Here is a 20797-nt window from a genome sequence, read left to right on the forward strand (position 1 = left end):
TCTGTGCAAAACCAGAAAGACTATCCAGCCAGGGCGGACAATCGTCCGCTCCAATCGTTGATCGCGGTCGTCGATCGCGGCGCGCTCAATACTTCCGGTACAGCCCGATCAGCTTGCCCTGGATCTTCACCCGGTTGGGCGGGAGGATGCGCACCTCATAGGCCGCATTGGCAGGCTCAAGTGCAATCGAGGCGCCGCGGCGGCGGAAGCGCTTCAGCGTGGCCTCTTCGTCGTCGATCAGGGCCACCACGATATCGCCGGTGTCGCAGCTCTCGTTGCGCTGGATCAGCGCCATGTCGCCATCGAGAATGCCGGCATCGACCATCGAATCGCCGCGTACTTCGAGCGCGTAGTGCTCGCCAGCCCCGAGCATGTCCGGCGGGACGCTGATGGTGTGGCTGCGGGTCTGCAAGGCCTCGATCGGCGTACCGGCCGCGATCCGACCCATCACGGGCACCGCGACGGGGCGCTCACCCTCGTCGGCGGGTGGACTCGAGGTCGTGCGCACCTTGCCGAGGTTGCCCTCGATGACGCTCGGCGTGAAGCCGCGGCGGTTGCCGGCGGCGGCCTGGAGCTCGGGCAGCTTGATCACTTCGATCGCGCGGGCGCGGTTCGGCAGGCGCCGGATGAAGCCACGCTCCTCGAGCGCGGTGATCAGGCGATGGATGCCTGATTTCGAGCGCAGATCGAGCGCGTCCTTCATCTCGTCGAAGGAGGGCGGCACGCCGCTTTCCTTCAACCGCTCGCTGATGAACCGCAGGAGCTCGTATTGTTTGCGCGTTAACATCTCGACCAAAATCCCCCGGTTGATGTCGTTCGATTCCGAGACGCTGAGTTCAGCGATAAGCCGCTACATGCTCGAAACAAATCATGAACGGACACTATATGTTCGATACATGTTCCGCAACTGCTTAATTTACCGTGAACGCGACAAAGTTCGCGGAACGGTTGCGAACGAAGCGGTCAGGCGGGCAGTCGCAGCACCTCGCAAGGCATGCCCGTCGCGGCCTTCGGCGCAAACGGCGGGCGCACGAGAAGTGCCTGTGCCGCAGCGAGATTCGCAAGCAGCGAGGAGTCCTGGTGATCGACGGGGACGGCGACGAGCGTGCCGTCGTCGCGCATGTCGAGGCGCGCGCGCAGATAATCCTCGCGCTGGTCGTTGGCGCCGACATCGCGGCCGAGCACGGCGCGTTCGCGACGGTGATGAACCGCGGAGCGACCTGAGAGCGCGCGAATCAGCGGCACCATGAACAGGAAGGCGCACACATAGGACGACACGGGATTGCCGGGCAGTCCGATCACCCGCATCGGCCCGAGCTGGCCGTTCATCATCGGCTTGCCCGGCCGCATCGCAATCTTCCAGAACGCCATCGCGGTGCCTTCTTCCCTCAGCGCCTGCTGCACCAGATCGTGGTCACCGACTGAGGCGCCGCCGGTCGTGATCAGGATGTCGGCACCGGATTCGCGCGCACGGCGGATGCCGGCGGTGGTGGCGGCAAGCGTGTCGGCGGCAACGCCGAGGTCGATGGTTTCGGCGCCCTCGCTGCGGGCGAGCGCATGCAGGGCATAGCCGTTGGAATAGACGATCTGGCCATGGCCGGGCGTTGAGCCCGGCATCACCAGCTCGTCGCCGGTGGCGAGAATCGCGACCTTCGGGCGGCGGCGAACGGCAAGCTGCGGGTGGTTCATGCCGGCGGCGAGCGCGACGTCGCGCTCGGTCAGCCGCGCGCCCTTGCGCAGGAGCACGTCACCCTCGCGGAAGTCGATACCGGCAGGGCGGATGTGCCGTCCGGCGATGGCGGCTTCCCTGATCACGATGCGTCTGCCGTCGGCGACCGTGTCCTCCTGGATCACGACGGCGTCCGCGCCATCGGGAACGATGCCGCCGGTGAAGATCCGGACCGCTTCGCCCGCGCCGACAGTTCCTGCGTAAGGGCGGCCGGCTGCGACCTCGCCAATGACGGTCAGCTGCGCGTCGACCTTTGCGGCATCGGCCGCGCGGACGGCATAGCCATCCATCGCTGACATCGCCTGTGGCGGTTGCGTCCGCCGCGCCGCGACATCGCGCGCGAGCACGCGATGAAAGGCCTCATCGAGCGAGACTGATTCTTCGGCCAGCGGCTCTGCACCGGCGAGCACGGCGGCAAGCGCATCGGATACCGGCATCAGGGCCACAGTGAACTCCTGCTACAAATCGAGTGATTTGGTCGGCAAGGTTCTAGCCGAGCGAAGGGGCTGAGGCAAAACACCGCGAGATCACGTGCAACACGCGCGCCTGCCTTGGTCGCAGGAGATTTATTTCTGCAGCATGAGCCGCACCAGCTCGGCCTGCCGGGTGACACCGGTCTTGTCGAAAATCTTCGACAGATGGCTGCGCGCGGTTCCATCGGTGATGCCGAGGCGCTCCGCCGTGGCCCTGCGGCCGCCGCCCTTGACGATCTCCAGCGCGAACGCGGCTTCAGCGCGGGTGAGGCCGTAGCGCTCGCGCAAAGTCTCGCCTTGCGTCTTGGCGGCGGGTTCGGGGTCGGTGATCAACACCATCGCGCTCGAGCGCCAGCCGGAGGCGAGGGGGACGGCCTTCTCGGTCCATTCGCTGCCGACCGGTGTTACCTGCACGCGCAGCGGCATGCGGCCAGGCGGTCGCTGCAGGCTCATCTCGCCGCCGATGCGGTCCGGATTGTCGAGGCTGCAGGAGCTGATCAGTGCGCGCAGCTGATGACCGTCCTCGGCGTTGACGGCGCTCAGCACGCCGTCCTCGACAACGACACCGTGGCCGGCCTCCATAAGCTCGCGTGCCCGGCGATTGATGAAAACCGGGCGACCCTGCGCGTCCGCGAGAACAAATCCCTGATCGAGCCCGTCCAGGCCCGCCAGCGCCGCGCGGCCGGTGATGTCGAGCTGGTGCGTACGCCGCTGGATAGCAACGGCGCGCACGAGATGCTGTGCCAGTGTCGCAAACAACCGGCGCGCCTTGGCATCATAGGGCTCCAGATTGGACGGCCGGTGGCTGGTCAGGATGCCGGTGGCATTGTGATCGACCAGCAAATTGGTCGTCAGCGGCTCGGTGTCGAAGCCGGCCGGCTGCCACCATTCGTTGTAGAAATCGCTGCTAGTGAACTGCGCGCGGCTGATGAAGTCGCCAATGGTGAAGATTTCGCCCGGCGTCCTGCCGACCCCCAGTGGCAGCAGCGGATTGCGCGGCGCCCAGCCGAGCAGGTCCTGCACGCGGGCGGGATCGATGCGCGGCGAGAGCAGGCTGGACAGACCGTTGGCCGGATCGTAGATGCCAAACAGCACGCGGCCGCCGATGGCGTCATCGACGCGCTCCAGCACGCTCGACCAGCGGTCCTGCTCGAGCGCGGCGTCGTAGATTGCGCCCACGAGGTCCAATACGGCGTCGTCCGAAAGCTCGCCGGCGCGCATTCCAACCCCCGCAGTTGCAATGCGACATTTGAACGCAGTTTCAGGGTGGGAACAAGGTCAGAAAAGCGGCAGGTCGGGCCTTGTTACCGCGAAGCCGCAGTTTCCTGGGTATGGGCGATCGGATATCCGGCGAAGGGTGCACGAGATCACGACGTCGTCGGGTTTCCGTCCAGAGCCACATCAGGCGCTTGGGGGCCTTGATCCCGGTCGGGCATTGGATCGGCCTGGGCCTTCAAATCGGCGGCCTTGCTGATCAGCTTTGCGGAAAGGTCAGAATCCGAGGTGGTTCTGGCGAATTTCATCAGCAGAGAGGCCTGCTTGGTGAGGTAGGTTTTGCCCAACACGTTGATACGTCCGATGTAGAAATCCCAACGGACTCATGAGTCCGGGAGGCGGGCATTCGTTCCAGGAACTTCGTATAAAAATGCACAGAGCTGGTTGGTTCCTGATCTCCGGACGAAATTGTTCCGGAATCGGCCGGTTGGGCAGCCGGCTCCGGCGGATCAGATCCCCAGCGCCTCCAGCGCAAGGCCGACGTCGCGGGGCGAGGTCACATGCACCGCGGTGAGGCCGCGAGCCCGGGCGCCCTCGATGTTCTCGGCGAGATCATCAAAGAACACGATACGGTTGGCCGGCACGCCCATCGCGGCGACGACATGGTCGAATGCTTCCGCATCCGGCTTGCGCAGGCCGATGTTGGAGGACAGATACAATTTGCGGAAGTGGCCGAGCAGGTCGGCATATTCCTTCGAGAAATGGTCCACATGCGGCCGATTGGTATTTGAGAATGCATAGAGCGGCATCCGCCTCGCCGCGCGCGGCAGCAGGTCCGCGATGTCGGGCATCTCGCCGGCGAAGATCGCGTTCCAGCCCTCGAGGAACTGCGCATCCGAGATGCCGATGCCGAGCGAGGAGCGCAGCGACTGGAAATAGTCCTCGTCGCTGATCTTGCCGACCTCGTGCAACCGGTAGGCCTCGCTGTCGCGGACATAGCGTGCGACGATGGCCTCTGGCTGGCACCCGGCATGTCGCGCCCAGCAGACGATCGCCTTGGAGAAATCGATGTCGAGCACCACGCGCCCGAGATCGAACAGAAGCGCATCCGCGCTGCCGGGAGAGAGCGATGTCATGGCGTCGTTTTCTCGTCAGTAGCGATATGGTTCGTGATCGAACAGCGGGAACGCGCTGAACACGCTCGGCGCATTGGTTGCCGTGGCCGGGTGCAGGCAGGATTTGTTGACCTCGGTGAACGAGGTGGCGCCCAAAAGACCGAGGCAGCGCAGCACCTCGTCCTCGAGGAGTTCCAGCATCCGCGTCACACCGGTCTCGCCGGCCGCGGCCAGCGCCCAGCATTGCAGCCGGCCGATGCCGACGAGGTCGGCACCTGCTGCGATCGCCTTGACGATGTCGGTGCCGCGGCAAATGCCGCCATCGACCATGATCTTGGCCCGGCCCTTCACCGCATCGACGATCTCGGGCAGCACATGCATGGCGCCGCGGCCGTGATCGAGCTGGCGGCCGCCATGGTTGGAGACATAGATCCACTCGACGCCGTGATCGACCGCGATCTGCGCATCCTCGGCCGTGGCGATGCCCTTGAGGATCAACGGTATCCTGAACTTGTCCTTGACCATCTTCACCGTCCGCCACTCCAGTCCTTTCTGGAAGTCGCCGCCGGTCGCGCGCAGGCGGCTCTCGCGCACGTAACGCTTGGCAATGTCGCGCTCTCGACGGCTGTAATGAGCCGTGTCGACGGTCAGGCAGAAGGCGGCATAGTTGGCCTTCTCGGCGCGGCTGACGACGTCGGCGACGAACGCGTCGTCGCCGCGGACATAGAGCTGGTAGATGCGCAGCGCATCGGGGGCCGCCTCGGCGGTCTTTTCCAGGCCCGGCTCGGAGACCGAGCTCAGCATATGCGACGCCCCGAATGTGCCGGCCGCACGCGCGACGCTGGCAGCGCCATGCGGGTCGAAAATCTCCAGCGCACCGACCGGGGCGAGCACCACCGGCAGGCGCATCTTGCGGCCGAACTGCTCGACAGAGCCGTCGACCTTGCGGACGTCGCGCAGCACCCGTGGGCGGAAAGCGATTTCATCCAGCGCCATGCGGTTGCGGCGCATCGTGGTCTCGGTCTCGGCGGCGCCGACGATGTAGTCCCAGGCATTCTGGTTGAGGTTGGAACGGGCCTTCCGGATGAATTCGTGCAGGTTCTGGAACGGCTCGCTGCTGGCGCCGAGCTCGACGTTCCGTTCCGGCCGGAGTGCTTCGTTCATTGTTATCCTCCCGAGAATTTGAAGCCTTACGCCATCGCCTATCCCGTCCGGCCGGCCAAAACCATCCTAAAATCGCATGGCTGCGAGGCGTTGTCCGGTTGACCGATTCCCGCTGAGAACGGGGCATTCTTCCGAACGTTGCCAAATGTTTAGGTCAAGGCGAAGGGATTTCGACCGGGTACGCGCCGGCGTGGCAGGCCGGCCTTGAAGAAACCAGAATGATATTGTGAGAACCGGGCTGGATCGCCATTTGCTTGGCGGCTGCCAAGCCTCAAAAGAACCGCTCAGCGAAAAGGCTACCCATTCCATGCGGAAAACCCTGCTATTCCCCCTGGGCGCGCTCACCGGCGCGTGCCTCACTCTCCTCGTATCCGGTCCGCAGGGCGGACTATGGGCGGCGCGGGCGGCGGCGGGCGCAGGTGATGCTTATTCCCAGCTCAATCTGTTCGGGGAGGTCTTCGAGCGGGTGAAGGCGAGCTATGTCGAGAAGCCCGACAATTCCAAGCTGATCGAAGGCGCGATCACCGGCATGGTGACCTCGCTCGATCCGCACTCGCGCTACATGAACGCCAAGGCCTGGACCGATATGCAGGAGACCACCTCCGGCGAGTTCGGTGGTCTCGGCATCGAGGTCACGATGGAGGAGGGCCTGGTCAAGGTCGTCTCGCCGATCGACGACACGCCGGCGTCCAAGGCCGGCCTCATGTCCGGCGACCTCATCAGCAAGATCGATGGCGAGGCCGTGCAGGGCATGACGCTCGAGCAGGCCGTCAACAAGATGAAGGGCCCGGTCGATACCAAGGCCAAGCTGACCATCATGCGCAAGGGCGCCGACGCGCCGCTCGACGTAGCGATCACGCGCGAGATCATCCATGTCCGCCCCGTGCGCTTCCACGTCGAGAACGGCGACATCGGCTACATCCGAGTCACCTCGTTCAACGAGCAGACCACCGACGGTCTGAAGAAAGCGATCGCCTCGATCTCCAAGGACGTTCCGCAGGAGAAGCTCGTCGGCTACGTGATGGACCTGCGCAACAATCCCGGCGGCCTGCTCGACCAGGCGGTGTCGGTGTCGAGCGCGTTCCTGCAGCGTGGCGAGGTCGTCTCGACCCGCGGCCGCAATCCGGAAGAGACGCAGCGTTTCACCGCGCATGGCGGCGATCTCACCAAGGGCAAGCCGCTCGTGATTCTGGTCAATGGCGGCTCGGCTTCGGCCTCGGAGATCGTGGCCGGCGCGCTGCATGACCACAAGCGTGCGACGATCATCGGCACGCGCTCGTTCGGCAAAGGCTCGGTGCAGACCATCATTCCGCTCGGCAGCGGTAACGGCGCGCTCGCGCTGACCACGGCGCGCTACTACACCCCGTCGGGCCGCTCGATCCAGGCGCAAGGCATCGCGCCCGATATCGAGATCCTCCAGGACGTTCCGGCCGAGCTGAAAGGCCGCGTCGACACCATCGCGGAGTCCCAGATGCGCGGTCATTTGCAGGCCGCCGACGGCACCGAGCAGACCGGATCGCAGTCCTACGTTCCGCCGGAAGAGAAGGACGACAAGGCGCTGCACGCGGCCTACGACTTCCTGCATGGCGTTACCGCGAATGCGGTCGCCGCCAAGCCCGCGCCGAAGGCTGCGGTGCCGAACTAGGGCCAGAGCAGGCCGCAACAAGCTGAGCTCTTGTCTTGCGAGTTCCTCGCGGACAAGGGCGCGAAGCGCCGGTGGCGACACGGAAAGCGGGCTTGGTCCGGTGACCTACTGATGCCAGCCGGCACGAAGCCAATCGAGCACAGCGTGGCCCGCGGAATGCCGTGAGTAATTGAGCCACGCGAAAGCCGGATGATCGCCAGGCATCAGTTGATGGACGACATCCGGCATGATCGCCATTCCATTGGAGCCGTTGGTGAAGACGACGACGGCCGACTGATCCGCTCGTGATCCGATCACGAATGCCTTGAACTGGTCGTTGTCACCCCAGTGGAAGAACGAGCCTCCATCAGGCTCCAGACCCCAGCCCAGGCCCCAAGCGATGTGCTGATCTGCGTCCGGTTGATCAGTCGATAGGCATTGAATGCAATGCTGTCGAAGCCTGATCTGCGGCTCTAGCCATTGTTTTGCAGTCTCTGGCTTGAGGCGCGCGCCGGACAGGACCGCTTGCAGGAAGCGCGCATAGTCTGCTGCGGTCGTTTGCAGCGAGGACGCGGTTACGGCCTTTGACGGCCGCCGCTTGTTGCCGGAAGCCGGCTTGGAATCATGTGGAGCTGCGTAGTCCGCTTCGAAGTCCGCGCGCCAGATAAAACTGGATCGTTTCATGTCCAGTGGATCAAAGACCAGGCGCGTGACGACATCATTGAGCGGTCTCCACGACGCGCTGCAGCCAGACAAATCCCTCGCCGGAATAGCTAAAGCGCTCGCCCGGTGGGAAATAGGTCTTGAGAGGGATGGTGCTGCTGCGCCAGTTCGGCAAGCCGGAGGATTGGCGGAGCACGTTGTGCACGGTGATCGAAGCCGCACGTGCGTCATCCCCGACGAAGTCCGGCACGTAGGTCGAAAGAGGCTTGTCCAACGACAACATTCCGTCATCGACGAGCTGAAGCACGGCGTAGGCGAAAACCGGCTTGGACAGCGAGGCAGCCTCAAAGATCGTGTTCTCGTCGACCGGTGTGCCTGTCGAGACGTCGCGGACACCAAGCGCTCTCGTTTCGACGATCTTGCCGGCGTGTACAGCAAAGGAAAGCCCTGGCACGCGACCGTCTCTGAGAAGCTGCTCAAGATCTGCGGCTGAACTTTGACTGGCCCAGATTGTGCCTAACCATAGGCAAGCCGTTGCTACGGACGTTCCGAGAAAACGCATCTGAGGACACCTGCGGGGCGGCTTTCACCAACTTAGCAGAACGTGTCCCCGTGCGCCTAGCTCGCCTCGCGGCGGCGGCTTTCGTTGCCGTCGCGCCGGGCGAGACGGCTGCGGTGGAGTGCGAACAGCTCCACGACCTTGTCGGCCGGCTTTGCGGCGCTGAACAGATAGCCCTGCATTTCAGTGCAGCCGAGCGTGCGCAACAGCCGCTGCTGCTCCTCGGTTTCGACGCCTTCGGCCGTCGTCGCCATGCGGCGGGCACTGGCGAGGTTGACTACGGCCTGCACGATGCTGGCGGAGCCATCGGGACCGGCGATGTCGTTGACGAAGCAGCGGTCGATCTTGATCTTGTCGAACGGGAAGCGATGGAGGTAGCTCAGCGAGGAATAGCCGGTGCCGAAATCGTCCAGCGCAATGCGGACGCCGATGGCGCGGAGCTGGTGCAGGATCGCAAGCGCGGTGTCGTCGTCGCGGATCAGCACGGCCTCGGTGATCTCGAGCTCGAGCCGGCTCGCCGGCAGATTGGAGGCGGCCAGCGCCGCCATGATCTTCAGGGCCAGCGTGCCGCTCTTGAACTGCACCGGCGAGACGTTGACGGCGAGACGGATATCGTCGGGCCAGCCGGCCGCGTCGCGGCAGGCGGTCGCCAGCACCCATTCGCCGATCGCGTTGATCAGCCCGGTATCCTCTGCGATCGGGATGAACTCGGCGGGCGAGACCATGCCGCGCTCGGGGTGATGCCAGCGCACCAGCGCCTCGCAGCCGGTGATGCGATCGTCCTTCAGGCTCAGGCAGGGTTGGTAATAGACCTCGAGACCGCCATGGGCGATGGCGTGGCGCAGGTCGATCTCCACCTGGCGCCGCTCGCGCACCTTCGCGTCCATTTCCGGCTCGAAGAAGCGATAGGTGCGGCGCCCGGCGGTTTTGGCGGCGTACATCGCCATGTCCGCATTCTTCAGGATCTGATCCAATGCGGTGCCGTGTCCCGGCGCCAGCGCAATGCCGATGCTGGCGTCAGTGGTGAGGTGATGGCCCATGCAGTCGAACGGCACGCGGATCGCCGCGAAGATCCGCGAGACGAGCTCGCTGACCTGATCGTGTGAGGTCACCGCGCTCTGTACGATCGCAAATTCGTCGCCACCGAGCCGCGCGACGAAGTCGGTCGGCCCGGCGCAGTCGCGCAGGCTCTTCGCCACCCACTTCAACAGCTCGTCGCCGACGAGATGGCCGAGTGCATCGTTGACGCCCTTGAATTCGTCGATGTCGATGTAATGCACCGCGATTTCTTCGCCGTGGACGATGGCGCCGAGCTCCTCGCGCAGATGTTCGTGGAACATGGCGCGGTTCGGCAGGTCGGTCAGCGCGTCGTAATGGGCGAGGTGGGTGATGCGTTCCTCGATGCGACGGCGCTCGGTGATGTCCTCATGTGTCGCCACCCAGCCGCCATCACCGAGCGGCTCGTTGACGATCTGGACCGAGCGGCCGTCGCTGGTGTCGACGACCATGGAGTTGCGCACATGGATATCGCGCAGCACGCGCGCGACATACTGGTCCACATCGCCCGTGAACGAGCCCGTCGCCTTGCGGTGCACGATGATGTCGCGGAAGCTGGAGCCGGGCTTCACGATCTCGGCCGACAGGCCGTATATTTCGATGTAGCGCTGGTTGCAGACCACGAGCCGCTTCGAAGCGTCGAACAGCAGCAGGCCCTGGGTCATGTTGTTGACGGCGCGGTCGAGGCGCTGCTTCTCCAGCGTCAGCCGCTCCCGGGAGATGCGGTGCTGCTCCAGGAGCTTGCGCACGATCGCGATCAGCACGCCGGCGATGGCGAGCGCGGACGCGCCGGCGACCGAAATCAGGATGCCGATCTGCTCGCGCCAGTCGGCAAGCGCCGCCGCGCGCGTGGTCGTTGCCATCATCAGAATTGGGAAATGGGGCAGGGCTCGCGCCGAGATCAGCCGGTCCTCGCCGTCGATCGGGCTCACGAAGCGTCCGGCGAATTGGTCGAGTCCGAAGATCCTTTGCTGCTCGAACGAGCCGTTCTTGAAATTCCGCCCCATCAGTTCGCTGGAGTGAGGATAGCGGGCGAGCAGCGTGCCATCGCGATGCAGCATCGAGATCGTTGCACCCTCGCCCAGCACGACGGAGGCGAAGAACTTCTCGAAGCCGACGGGTTCGATGCCGCGCCCGACCACGCCCATGAATTCGCCGTTGGGGCCAACGACCTTGCGCACGATCAGGATCGTCCATTGCCCGGAGACGCGGCTATAAAGCGGCTCGATCAGGACGTCTGGCGAGGAGGGGGCGTATTTGAAGGTGCGAAAATAGGCGCGATCGGCAACATTCACTTTCGGCGCCGGCCACGCCATCGACGAGTTGATCAGGTTGCCTTCGGCATCGATGACGTTGACGGCGCCCATGTAGGGCAAGGCTTCGATTTTCGAACGCAGCATCCGGTGGATGTCCTGACCGGAGAGGCGATTGCGATAGTCTTCCGTCCCTGCGATACCGATCGCGCGGACATGGTCGACGAAATCTCTCTGGATGACCGCGAAATCCTGCAATTGCTGATCGAAATGATGGGTGAGCAGCAGCACGGTGTTGTCCAGCTCGCGGCCGGAGTTGCGCAGCGCGCGTTCGCGGAAATTCTGCGCCATCAGCACCGCGCCGACTGCGATCGCCGCGATCAACAGCGTGCCGCCCACCACGAGCCAGCGGATCGGTCCGCTGCGCACGAAAGCCTGGTCAAGGAGGCGGCTGCCGTATCTCATCATCATGTCGATCGTTGCCGTACACACGTCAGGGTCAATTCGCGATCCCATAACATCCGTCGGTTTACGGGATCGATGTGGAGGCGGCGTTAGGAAGCGCGGTTAATGCGACATGAACCGTAACGCACAAATGCAATCGATGCGCACGGCGAGAGGCGTGCAAATTTTGCCTGCGATGGTCGCGATGACCGTCAGTTCTTGCCGGTCGCGGCCGCGTCAATCAATGCTTAACCATCTAACGCGTTGACGGTCCTCGGTGCTGCACTGGCACGCGATTTGCGAGTTGGGTTTGCGACGACGCAGAGAGGATACGAGCATGAGAAAGACTTTGAAAAATTTTTGGGCCGACGAATCCGGTGCGACGGCAATCGAATACGGGCTGATCGCGGCTGGCATCGCGCTTGCCATCATCAGCGTCGTCAACGGCCTCGGCAGCAAGCTCAATGCGAAATTCGGCTCGATCAGCTCGTCGTTGAAGTAGGAGGGTCAGGCGCGGTAGTGGCCCGATTTGCCGCCGAGCTTCTCGATGAGATGGATGCCCTCGATGCGGACGCCGCGCTCCACGGCCTTGATCATGTCGTAGATGGTGAGGCAGGCGACAGAGACCGCCGTCAACGCCTCCATCTCGACGCCGGTCGGGCCGGTCACCTTGACGCTGGCACGCACCACGCAGCCCGGCAGCTTTGCGTCGGGCTCGATGTCGACAATGACCTTCGATAGCGCGAGCGGATGACAGAGCGGGATCAGCTCCGAGGTGCGCTTCGCCGCCATGATTCCGGCGATGCGCGCGGTACCGAGTACGTCGCCCTTCTTGGCATTGCCCGAAACGATCAGGTCGAGCGTCGCCTTCTCCATGATGACGCGCCCTTCGGCGACCGCGAGCCGCTCGGTTGCGGCCTTGTCGGAGACGTCGACCATACGAGCCTCGCCGGAGGCGCCGATATGAGTGAGGACAGGGCTCGCCGTCTTCGAGGGCCTGGCCTTCGCGGGCTTGCGCGCCATGTCAGCGCGTGCCCGCGGCGCGGGTCTTGGTCTCGCGCGCGAGCAGCGCGCGTGTGGCCGCAGTCACGTCGGCCTGTCGCATCAGGCTCTCGCCAACCAGGAAGGTCGACATGCCCACGCGCGCGAGCCTTGCGAGGTCGCCAGGGGTGAAGATGCCGCTCTCGCCGACCATCAGCCGCCCCTCGGGAATCAACGGCGCCAGCGTCTCGCTGGTCGCAAGCGTGGTCTCGAAGGTGCGCAGATTGCGGTTGTTGACGCCGATCATCGGCGAACGCAGCTTCAGCGCGCGGTCGAGCTCGGCGCGGTCGTGGATCTCGATCAGCACGTCCATGCCGTAGGCGAGGGCTGCGTCTTCGAGATCCGCGGCCGTGGCGTCATCGAGCGCGGCCATGATGATGAGAATGCAGTCGGCGCCATGCGCGCGTGCCTCGACGACCTGATAGGTGTCGAACAGAAAATCCTTGCGCAGCACCGGCAGCGAGGTCGCCGCGCGCGCTGCCACCATGAAGTCGAGATGGCCCTGGAACGAGGGCGTGTCAGTCAGCACCGAGAGGCAGGCCGCTCCGCCGGCCTCATAGGCCTTGGCGAGCGCCGGCGGATCGAAATCGGCGCGGATCAGCCCCTTGGAAGGCGAGGCCTTCTTCACCTCGGCGATCAGCGCGTAGTCGCCATTGGCGTGCTTGGCCTTGATCGCACGCACGAAGCCGCGCGGCGCGGCTTGCGCCTTGGCCTCGGCTTCGACGACGGAGAGCGGCTGGGCGCGCTTGGCTGCCGCGATCTCCTCGCGCTTGTAGGTTTCGATCTTGGTCAGGATGTCGGACATGACAGGCTCAGCTGTTCGAGACCGCGATCAGATGCTTAAGCCGGGCGCTCGCCGCGCCGCTGTCGAGCGATTTTGCGCCGATCGCGACGCCTTCCCTGAGGTCCTTGGCGCGGCCGGCGACGATGAGCGCGGCGGCGGCATTCAGCAGCGCGACGTCGCGATAGGGGCTCGGCTTGCCGTCGAGCACGCTTTGCAGCGCAATTGCATTGGCGTCGGCATCGCCGCCCTTGAGGGCGCCGGACTCGCAGCGCGACAGGCCGGCGTCCTCTGGCGTCACTTCGAAATTCCGGATCTCGCCATTGTGGAGCGCGGAAACGAAGGTCGGGCCGGTGAGGGTGATCTCGTCGAGGCCATCGGAGCCGTGCACCACCCAGGCGGATTCGGAGCCGAGATTCATCAACACCTGCGCCAGCGGTTGCACCCATTGTCGCGAGAACACGCCGACCATCTGCCGCTTCACGCCGGCCGGATTGGACAGCGGCCCGAGCAGATTGAAGATCGTGCGGGTCGCGAGCTCGACCCGGGTCGGGCCGACGTTCTTCATCGCGGGGTGATGCGCCGGCGCGAACATGAAGCCGATGCCGCATTCGCGGACGCAGCGGCCGACCTGGTCGGGCCGGAGGTCGATCTTCACGCCGAGCGAGGCCAGCACGTCGGCTGCGCCCGAGCGCGACGACAGCGCGCGATTGCCGTGCTTGGCGACCGGCAGGCCGGTGCCCGCGACGATGAACGAGGCGCAGGTCGAGACGTTGACGGAGCCGGAGCCGTCGCCGCCGGTGCCGACGATATCGACGGCGTCCGCGGGGGCGTCGACCGTGAGCATCTTCGAGCGCATGGCGGTGACGGCGCCGGTGATCTCGTCCACCGTTTCGCCGCGCACGCGCAGCGCCATCAACAGCCCGCCCATCTGCGAGGGCGTGGCCTCGCCGGACATTACGGCGTCGAAGGCGGAGGCCGCCTCGTCACGCGACAGGCTGGCGCCGGTCGCCACTTTTCCAATGATCGATTTCAGGTCGTCCATCGCGTGCTTTCAACTCACTGGTTCGCGCCGGTCACTTGCGCGAAGGCGGCCTGATTAATGGTGGTCCCGATGTCGGTTTCAAGCTTGGTGACGTAGGAGGCGACCTGCTCGTCGGTCAGCGCCCGGTCGATGCCGTCCTTCAGCTTCTTGACGGCGTCGGAGGCGGTATCGACCGCGGGTTCGACGATATCGGTGACGCGGTAAACGATGACTTCGGTGCCGCCGGTCACGGGCGCCTGTCCGACGCCGTCCTTGGCGGTCCGGAAGGCGGCCGCGACGATGTTTGCGGGCACGCCAGCCGGCTGATCATCGCGCTTGAAGCCGCTGGCGGTCTCGACCTTGGCGCCGACGGCCGAGGCTTCGTCGGCGAGCTTGCCGCCTTGTTCGAGCTTCTGCACCATTTCGGTCGCCTTGGTCTTCAGCTTGGCGGCGATCTGGTCCTGGCGCCAACGGGCCTCGACCTGATCGCGGACCTCGTCGAGATTGCGGTCGCGCGACGGCGTGATGGCGAGCACGTCGTACCAGACATAGCCGCCTTTGAACGAGATCGGGTCGTTGTCGACGCCGACGTCGCTGTTGAAGGCCTGCGACACCACATCGAGCCCCTGCGGAATGTTGGCAACGGTCTGCCCGTTCGGCGCGCGGCCGGAGCGGTCGACGGCATCGATGGTCACGGCGGTGAGCCCGAGCTTCTGCGCGGCCTCGGCGACGCTGGTGCCTGCGCCGCGTTCGTCCTCCATCTTGTCGCGGAGCTCGCCGACCTTGGTGCGCGCACGCTCGGTCGCGATCTGGCGCTTCACGTCGGCGGCAAATTTGGCGTAGTCGGCCTCGGCGCCCGGCTCGATCTTGTCGACCTTGACGATCGAGACGCCGAGACGCCCCTGGATCGGCTGGCTGATCTCGCCCGCGGGAAGCGCGAAGGCGGCGTCACCGACTGCGGGTTCGAGCGAGGATTTGGCCACGAGCCCGAGATCGACGTCGGTGGCGCTCAGCCCGCGCTCCTTGCCGAGGTCCTCGAAGGAGAGACCGCCGGCGAGGCGCTCGCGCGCGGCCTGCGCGTCGGCGACGTTCGGGAATACGATCTGATGGATCTGGCGCTTCTCCGGCGTGCCGAGCTGGTCCTTGCGCTGATCGAACAGCTTCTTCGCGTCGTCGTCAGAAACGTCGCTCCATTTGGCGATCTCCTCCGGCGAGATCACGGCGAAGACGATCTTGCGATATTCGGGCGCGCGGAACTGGACCTTGTGATCCTCGAAATAGGCGGCGAGCGCCTCGGGCGAGGGCGGGTCGATGGTGCCCGCCTGTGCCGTGTCGAGCCTGACGAACTCGATCGCGCGCTGTTCGTTCTGGAAGCGCGTCGCCACGTCGAGCATGGTCTTCGGCGGCTCGAGGCCGGCGCCGATCGTGCCGGTGATCTGCCGACGCAAGGCCACCTTGCGCTGCTCGGCCACGTAACGCTGCTCGGTGTAGCCGAAATTGCGGATCACGGCCTGGAAGCGGTTCGCATCGAACTTGCCGTCGACGCCCTTGAAGTTCGGGTCGTTCATGATGAGTTGCCGGATCTGGTCGTCGGACTGGCCGAGCCCGAGCCGGCGCGTGTTTTCATCCAGGGCGGCTTCAGCAATCGTCTGCTGGAGCACCTGGCGGTCGACGCCGAACGCGCGTGCCTGTTCGGGCGTCAGCGGCCGGCCGAACTGGCGGCCGATCTGCTGGAGGCGGTCGGTGTAGATCTGGCGGAACTCGTTCAGCGAGATCTCGGTGTGGCCGACCTTGGCGACCGTGGACTGCCCGAAGCCCCGGAAAATGTCGGCGATGCCCCAAATGCCGAAGCTGATGATCAACACGCCCATCACGACGGCCATGATGGTCTTGCCGACCCAGTTTGATGAGGCCTTGCGCATTCCTCGAAGCATTTGGTCCAACTTGTTTGGCAGGAGGGGAACGGGAGCGCGTCTTAATGCAGATTCCGCAAAAGCGCGTCACCAAATTGATATGCCATCATAAAGTGGCGGCTTTCCCCCCGCAACCTCAGGCCAGGCCGCCTGAGACTGCGGTTAAAGGCCCCAAGGCGCTTTCTAAGGAAGTGGCCCCCGGGTTCGCGTCGGGAAAACGCGTCAAAACAAGAATCTGGAACTGCAGCAGGACCTCTGCTAGCGCATGCACAAACCTCATTCTGCTGGAAAATTGACATGACCGATGCCATCCGACCGCTGATCGCCGGCAACTGGAAAATGAACGGTATGAAGGCCGCGGCCGCCGAATTCGACGCCATGCTCGATGGCGCGGCAGACGTCGCCGGCAAGGCCGATCTGCTGGTCTGTCCGCCCGCGACCTTGATTGCGGCTTTTGCGGAGAATGGGCGCGGCAAGAAGGTCGCCGTGGGGGCCCAGGATTGCCATCCCAAGGCCTCTGGCGCCCATACCGGCGATATCGCGGCCGAAATGCTGGTTGACGCGGGGGCGACCGCTATCATCGTCGGCCATTCCGAGCGCCGTGCCGACCACGGTGAGGGCGATGCCCTGATCCGGCAGAAGGCGGAAGCGGCCTGGCGGGCCGGGGTGGTCGCGATCGTCTGTATCGGTGAGACGCAAGCCCAGCGCGATGCCGGCCAGACCCTGGAGGTCCTCCGTGGCCAGCTCAACGGCTCGCTGCCGGACGGTTCCACGGCCGCCAATCTGGTCGTGGCCTATGAGCCGGTCTGGGCGATCGGCACGGGACTGACGCCCACGGCCAAGGATGTGGAGCAGATTCATGGCTTTATCCGGGAACTTCTGACCTCCCGGTTCAAGCCGGAGGGGGCCAAGATGCGGATCCTCTACGGCGGTTCGGTCAAGCCCTCGAATGCGGCTGAGCTGATGGCGGTGAAGAACGTCAACGGCGCTCTGGTCGGCGGCGCCAGCCTGAAGGCGGCCGATTTCCTTGCCATTGCCAAGGGCTGCCCTTAGCTAAAGCGCGCTGCCCCCAGCTGGGCGTAAAGCGCGGACCGTGGCCGATCGGGGGTGGCAATGCCCCTTCCGATCGTGTAACACCGCGCAACTTCAGGAAAACCCGCGAAGCGCGATCGGCCGCCGTCAGGCGCCGCCCGCTTGTGACGGAAGGATACTATGCAGACTGTTGTCATCGTCATCCACCTTATGATCGTTGCCGTCATGATCGGTGCCGTCCTGCTCCAGAAGTCGGAAGGCGGCGGCCTCGGCATGGGCGGCGGCGCGGGCTTCATGTCGAGCCGCGGTACCGCGAATCTTCTGTCGCGCACCACCGCGATCCTCGCTGCCGGCTTCTTCCTGACCAGCCTGTTCCTGTCCTGGTACGCCGGCTACAACCGCGCGCCGTCCTCGATTATCGGCCAGCCGGCGTCGCAGACCCAGCCGGCCGGCGGCGCGCCGATCTCGGCGCCGACCTCGGGCGGCATTCTGGATACGCTGAAGAAGGCGGACGAGCAGCAGCAGGCCCCGGCAGCGCCGAGCGGCCCGCAGGTGCCTCGCTCGCAATAAAGCAGGGGGGCCATGCAGGACGGCGGCTAGCGTCCTGCATCAATAATCCCCATCAAGGCTCTGTCACCACTCTTCGTTTTGGCTCACCCACAGGCCCGCAGATTCTTTGGGGCGGAATGCGAATCGCTTTGGCGAATCGGATTCGAGGGATTAGAGGTTAGGTCCCATGGCGCGGTACATATTCATCACCGGCGGCGTGGTTTCTTCGCTCGGCAAGGGTCTGGCTTCAGCGGCACTCGGTGCCCTGCTGCAGGCCCGGGGCTACAAGGTCCGCCTCCGCAAGCTCGATCCCTATCTCAATCTCGATCCCGGAACGATGTCGCCGTATCAGCACGGCGAAGTGTTCGTGACCGATGACGGCGCGGAGACCGATCTCGATCTCGGTCACTACGAGCGCTTCACCGGGCGGCCTGCGACCAAGCAGGACAACATCACGACGGGGCGCATCTACCAGGACATCATCTCGAAGGAACGCCGCGGCGATTATCTCGGCGCGACCATCCAGGTGGTGCCGCACGTCACCAACGCGATCAAGGAGTTCGTCCTCTCCGGCAACGACGATTACGACTTCGTGCTGGTCGAGATCGGCGGCACCGTTGGTGACATCGAGGGCCTGCCGTTCTTCGAGGCGATCCGCCAGCTCAAGAACGAGCTGCCGCGCGACCACGCCGTCTACATCCATCTGACGCTGCTGCCCTACATCCCGAGCGCCGGTGAGCTCAAGACCAAGCCGACGCAGCACTCGGTGAAGGAGCTGCGCTCGATCGGCATCCAGCCGGACATCCTGCTGTGCCGTACCGATCGCGAGATCCCGAAGGAGGAGCGGCGCAAGCTCGGTCTGTTCTGCAACGTGCGCGAAAGCGCCGTGATCGAGGCGCGCGACGTCGACAACATCTATGCGGTGCCCGAGGCCTACCACGACGCCGGTCTCGACGACGAAGTGCTTGCTGCGTTCGGCATCGGCTCGCGGATTCCGCCGGCGCTGCAGAGCTGGCAGAAGATCAACGAGCGCGTCCGCAATCCCGAAGGCAACGTCACCATCGCCATCGTCGGCAAGTACACCGGCATGAAGGATGCGTATAAGTCGCTGATCGAGGCGCTCTCGCATGGCGGAATCGCCAACAAGGTGAAGGTCAATCTCGACTGGATCGAGAGCGAGATCTTCGAGAAGGAAGATCCGGCGCCGTTCCTCGAGCACGTCAACGGCATCCTGGTGCCCGGTGGTTTCGGCCAGCGCGGTGCGGAAGGCAAGATCCGCGCGGCGCAGTTCGCGCGCGAGCGCGACGTGCCGTATTTCGGCATCTGCTTCGGCATGCAGATGGCGGTAATCGAGGCGGCCCGAAATCTCGTCGGCATCGAGGACGCCAACTCCACCGAGTTCGGCCCGACCAAGGAGCCCTTGGTCGGCCTGATGACGGAATGGCTGCGCGGCAACGAGCTCGAGAAGCGCTCGCAGGCCGGCGACCTCGGCGGTACGATGCGCCTCGGCGCGTACCCCGCCGCGCTGAACCGCGGCAGCCGCGTCTCAGAGGTCTATGGCGGCGCGACCGAGATTTCCGAGCGCCACCGCCATCGCTACGAGGTCAACACCGCCTACAAGGATCGGCTCGAGCAGCACGGCCTGAAGTTCTCCGGCCTCTCGCCCGACGGCGTGCTGCCGGAGATCGTCGAGTACGAGGATCACCCCTGGTTCATCGGTGTCCAGTTCCACCCCGAGCTGAAGTCGCGGCCGTTCGAGCCGCACCCGCTGTTCGCCTCGTTCATTGCGGCGGCGGCGAAGCAGAGCCGGCTGGTGTAGCATCGCAAGTGACCCCTCACGGCGAGGAGGCGCGCTTGCACAGAAAGCAGCGCGCCTACGCTCCAACCTTGAGGTCCGGCGGGTCGTCTCGAAGACCCAAATGATCAAGGCCAAAGTTCTCGCGAAGACCGGCCTGGCCAGCACTCGTCAATTGCACAGCTCGTGTATCATCCACTCGGATGAGCCAATTCAGCTCCATGCAGCGTCGTTGGATCTCTGCGCCGACGTGACCGGCGATGTGATGTCGGCGTTCGCTCCAGTCGAGGCATGGCTTGCAGAAGATGCGCTTGCTTTTGCGCTTCTGGCTCAGATCGACGCCAAACTCCGTCAACATCCTGACGCCGGCATCGGTGACATCGCCGCCATCTTCGTCGAGGACGATGCAACCGCTGGCGATCAGGGAGTCTGCAATCGCAACGCCCAGTCGACCCGCCAAATGATCGTAGCAAGTGCGTCCGAACCGCAGCGCTGCGTCACGCGCGGATCGAGGTTGATATCGCTGAGGGACCTCGAGAGCAGCCACCAGCTTGATGCTCTCAAGCATGCTCGCAACCAGCGGTGAGGCAATGCGGTAATACCGATAGCTGCGCTTCCTCGTCACCGAGATGAGCCGCGCCTCGACCATTTTGGACAGGTGCTCACTGGCTGTCGGTCGCGAAATTCGTGCAAGGAACGCCAACTCGCTTCCGGTGAGGGATTGTCCGCCCATGAGGGCCGACAACATGGTGGCGCGCGCCGTATCACCGACGAGCGCTGCAACCTCGACCAAATTCGCCGCTGCAACCATAGTGTCCTCTACCATCGTCCGCGTCGGATCAACAAGCGACGTGAGTTCGGCACGTACCGAACTTACGACCGGAGACATTTGGCTCGTCGGATGCGACAGAGTTGAAGTTGCTTAGTCCACTCGATCGATCGTGTTCTGGAGGCGGCCGTGAAGCGCGAACCCATCAGAGTTGAGCCCATTTCCACGTATTTGGAGCAACGGCGGAAGGGACCGATCTGCCCTGTCATTGTCGCCGGCGAGACGGTTTATGTCTCGGGCCTCCCGCCATTTGATCCGGTCACCGGTGAGGTCAGGCGATTGCCGTTCGTGCAGCAAGCCGAGATCGTTCTCGAGCAAATGAAGCTGTGCCTGGAGGTTGCCGGCTCGTCGTTGCACCAGGTCGTGAAATGCAATGTCTACTGCACCCCCGACAGTTCGAATTTCACTGCGTTCAATGACGTCTACCAACGCTATTTTCCCGTCTCGCCACCCGCGCGCATCTTTCTAACGGTGCCGTCCTGGCCGGGTGAATTCGACGTGGAAGTCGATTGTGTTGCGATCAAAGCCGATCTGGAAG

Annotated in this window: 17 protein-coding genes and 2 pseudogenes; 6 read left to right on the plus strand and 13 right to left on the minus strand. The window is 64.5% G+C overall.

The features are described 5' to 3' along the window. Positions 1-85: 85 nt before the first annotated feature. The 6 genes from lexA to JQ587_RS05075 all read right to left on the minus strand — a co-directional run bounded on the left by lexA (position 86) and on the right by JQ587_RS05075 (position 5696). Positions 86-787, minus strand: coding sequence for a transcriptional repressor LexA (gene lexA, locus JQ587_RS05050; RefSeq protein WP_128966471.1), 702 nt, complete (start codon positions 785-787; stop codon positions 86-88). A gap of 176 nt (positions 788-963) precedes the next feature. After that, complete coding sequence (locus tag JQ587_RS05055; RefSeq protein WP_212424573.1) at positions 964-2175, minus strand: molybdopterin molybdotransferase MoeA; 1212 nt, start codon at positions 2173-2175, stop codon at positions 964-966. 120 nt (positions 2176-2295) lie between these two features. Further along, the gene (locus tag JQ587_RS05060) at positions 2296-3423 is read right to left on the minus strand and encodes a helix-turn-helix transcriptional regulator (protein WP_212424574.1); all 1128 of its coding nucleotides are present in this window, start codon (positions 3421-3423) and stop codon (positions 2296-2298) included. Between the two features lie 146 nt (positions 3424-3569). Beyond that, on the minus strand, positions 3570-3767 hold the full coding sequence (locus JQ587_RS05065; protein ID WP_212300854.1) for a hypothetical protein: 198 nt from the start codon (positions 3765-3767) through the stop codon (positions 3570-3572). 159 nt (positions 3768-3926) lie between these two features. Beyond that, positions 3927-4553: an HAD family hydrolase gene (locus tag JQ587_RS05070; RefSeq protein ID WP_212424575.1), complete on the minus strand. Its 627-nt coding sequence runs from the start codon at positions 4551-4553 to the stop codon at positions 3927-3929. A gap of 15 nt (positions 4554-4568) precedes the next feature. After that, positions 4569-5696, minus strand: a complete 1128-nt coding sequence (locus JQ587_RS05075; protein WP_212300852.1) for an alpha-hydroxy acid oxidase — start codon at positions 5694-5696, stop codon at positions 4569-4571. A 307-nt stretch (positions 5697-6003) separates the two neighbouring features. On the opposite strand from JQ587_RS05075, the gene JQ587_RS05080 reads away from it, so the two are divergent. Beyond that, positions 6004-7341 carry a S41 family peptidase gene (locus JQ587_RS05080; protein ID WP_212300851.1) on the plus strand — a complete coding sequence of 446 codons (1338 nt, stop codon included), beginning with the start codon at positions 6004-6006 and terminating at the stop codon, positions 7339-7341. 105 nt (positions 7342-7446) lie between these two features. Here JQ587_RS05080 and JQ587_RS36615 read toward each other — a convergent pair. Both JQ587_RS36615 and JQ587_RS05095 read right to left on the minus strand, forming a co-directional pair. Then, positions 7447-8545, minus strand: a pseudogene (locus tag JQ587_RS36615) (serine hydrolase domain-containing protein). A 56-nt stretch (positions 8546-8601) separates the two neighbouring features. Then, positions 8602-11322, minus strand: coding sequence for a bifunctional diguanylate cyclase/phosphodiesterase (locus JQ587_RS05095; RefSeq protein WP_212424577.1), 2721 nt, complete (start codon positions 11320-11322; stop codon positions 8602-8604). A gap of 310 nt (positions 11323-11632) precedes the next feature. Between JQ587_RS05095 and JQ587_RS05100 the strand changes: the two genes are divergently transcribed. Beyond that, complete coding sequence (locus tag JQ587_RS05100) at positions 11633-11797, plus strand: Flp family type IVb pilin (protein ID WP_212300847.1); 165 nt, start codon at positions 11633-11635, stop codon at positions 11795-11797. A gap of 5 nt (positions 11798-11802) precedes the next feature. Here the strand turns inward: JQ587_RS05100 and moaC are convergent, their stop codons facing one another. Genes moaC through JQ587_RS05120 form a run of 4 tightly spaced genes read right to left on the minus strand, consistent with a single transcriptional unit; the run spans position 11803 to position 16075 of the window. Then, positions 11803-12318, minus strand: coding sequence for a cyclic pyranopterin monophosphate synthase MoaC (moaC, locus tag JQ587_RS05105; RefSeq protein WP_212424578.1), 516 nt, complete (start codon positions 12316-12318; stop codon positions 11803-11805). Between the two features lies 1 nt (position 12319). Beyond that, the gene (gene trpC / locus JQ587_RS05110) at positions 12320-13141 is read right to left on the minus strand and encodes an indole-3-glycerol phosphate synthase TrpC (RefSeq protein ID WP_212424579.1); all 822 of its coding nucleotides are present in this window, start codon (positions 13139-13141) and stop codon (positions 12320-12322) included. 7 nt (positions 13142-13148) lie between these two features. Next, the gene (trpD, locus tag JQ587_RS05115) at positions 13149-14162 is read right to left on the minus strand and encodes an anthranilate phosphoribosyltransferase (RefSeq protein ID WP_212424580.1); all 1014 of its coding nucleotides are present in this window, start codon (positions 14160-14162) and stop codon (positions 13149-13151) included. 14 nt (positions 14163-14176) lie between these two features. After that, positions 14177-16075, minus strand: a complete 1899-nt coding sequence (locus JQ587_RS05120) for a SurA N-terminal domain-containing protein (protein ID WP_212424581.1) — start codon at positions 16073-16075, stop codon at positions 14177-14179. Between the two features lie 276 nt (positions 16076-16351). On the opposite strand from JQ587_RS05120, the gene tpiA reads away from it, so the two are divergent. The 3 genes from tpiA to pyrG all read left to right on the plus strand — a co-directional run bounded on the left by tpiA (position 16352) and on the right by pyrG (position 19454). Beyond that, a complete protein-coding gene (gene tpiA, locus JQ587_RS05125) occupies positions 16352-17107 on the plus strand; it encodes a triose-phosphate isomerase (RefSeq protein ID WP_212424582.1) in 756 nt (251 codons plus the stop codon). 159 nt (positions 17108-17266) lie between these two features. After that, a complete protein-coding gene (gene secG / locus JQ587_RS05130) occupies positions 17267-17656 on the plus strand; it encodes a preprotein translocase subunit SecG (RefSeq protein ID WP_212300841.1) in 390 nt (129 codons plus the stop codon). Positions 17657-17822: 166 nt separating this feature from the next. Beyond that, complete coding sequence (gene pyrG, locus JQ587_RS05135; protein WP_212300840.1) at positions 17823-19454, plus strand: CTP synthase; 1632 nt, start codon at positions 17823-17825, stop codon at positions 19452-19454. A 55-nt stretch (positions 19455-19509) separates the two neighbouring features. On the opposite strand, the gene JQ587_RS05140 is transcribed toward pyrG, so the two are convergent. Continuing rightward, positions 19510-20241, minus strand: coding sequence for an ArsR/SmtB family transcription factor (locus JQ587_RS05140; RefSeq protein WP_212424583.1), 732 nt, complete (start codon positions 20239-20241; stop codon positions 19510-19512). A 147-nt stretch (positions 20242-20388) separates the two neighbouring features. On the opposite strand from JQ587_RS05140, the pseudogene JQ587_RS05145 reads away from it, so the two are divergent. Beyond that, a pseudogene (locus tag JQ587_RS05145) lies at positions 20389-20781 on the plus strand (RidA family protein); the annotation flags it as partial. Positions 20782-20797: the final 16 nt, after the last annotated feature.

This window comes from Bradyrhizobium manausense (assembly GCF_018130615.1).
Classification (GTDB): Bacteria; Pseudomonadota; Alphaproteobacteria; order Rhizobiales; family Xanthobacteraceae; genus Bradyrhizobium; species Bradyrhizobium manausense_A.

Coding starts and splice junctions, on each gene's coding strand:
- JQ587_RS05100 (WP_212300847.1), top strand. CDS start 11,633: ATGAGAAAGACTTTGAAAAATTTTTGGGCCGACGAATCCGGTGCGACG.
- trpC (WP_212424579.1), bottom strand. CDS start 13,141: ATGTCCGACATCCTGACCAAGATCGAAACCTACAAGCGCGAGGAGATC.
- moaC (WP_212424578.1), bottom strand. CDS start 12,318: ATGGCGCGCAAGCCCGCGAAGGCCAGGCCCTCGAAGACGGCGAGCCCT.
- JQ587_RS05080 (WP_212300851.1), top strand. CDS start 6,004: ATGCGGAAAACCCTGCTATTCCCCCTGGGCGCGCTCACCGGCGCGTGC.
- trpD (WP_212424580.1), bottom strand. CDS start 14,162: ATGGACGACCTGAAATCGATCATTGGAAAAGTGGCGACCGGCGCCAGC.
- JQ587_RS05070 (WP_212424575.1), bottom strand. CDS start 4,553: ATGACATCGCTCTCTCCCGGCAGCGCGGATGCGCTTCTGTTCGATCTC.
- JQ587_RS05140 (WP_212424583.1), bottom strand. CDS start 20,241: ATGGTTGCAGCGGCGAATTTGGTCGAGGTTGCAGCGCTCGTCGGTGAT.
- tpiA (WP_212424582.1), top strand. CDS start 16,352: ATGACCGATGCCATCCGACCGCTGATCGCCGGCAACTGGAAAATGAAC.
- secG (WP_212300841.1), top strand. CDS start 17,267: ATGCAGACTGTTGTCATCGTCATCCACCTTATGATCGTTGCCGTCATG.
- lexA (WP_128966471.1), bottom strand. CDS start 787: ATGTTAACGCGCAAACAATACGAGCTCCTGCGGTTCATCAGCGAGCGG.
- JQ587_RS05095 (WP_212424577.1), bottom strand. CDS start 11,322: ATGATGATGAGATACGGCAGCCGCCTCCTTGACCAGGCTTTCGTGCGC.
- pyrG (WP_212300840.1), top strand. CDS start 17,823: ATGGCGCGGTACATATTCATCACCGGCGGCGTGGTTTCTTCGCTCGGC.
- JQ587_RS05060 (WP_212424574.1), bottom strand. CDS start 3,423: ATGCGCGCCGGCGAGCTTTCGGACGACGCCGTATTGGACCTCGTGGGC.
- JQ587_RS05075 (WP_212300852.1), bottom strand. CDS start 5,696: ATGAACGAAGCACTCCGGCCGGAACGGAACGTCGAGCTCGGCGCCAGC.
- JQ587_RS05120 (WP_212424581.1), bottom strand. CDS start 16,075: ATGCTTCGAGGAATGCGCAAGGCCTCATCAAACTGGGTCGGCAAGACC.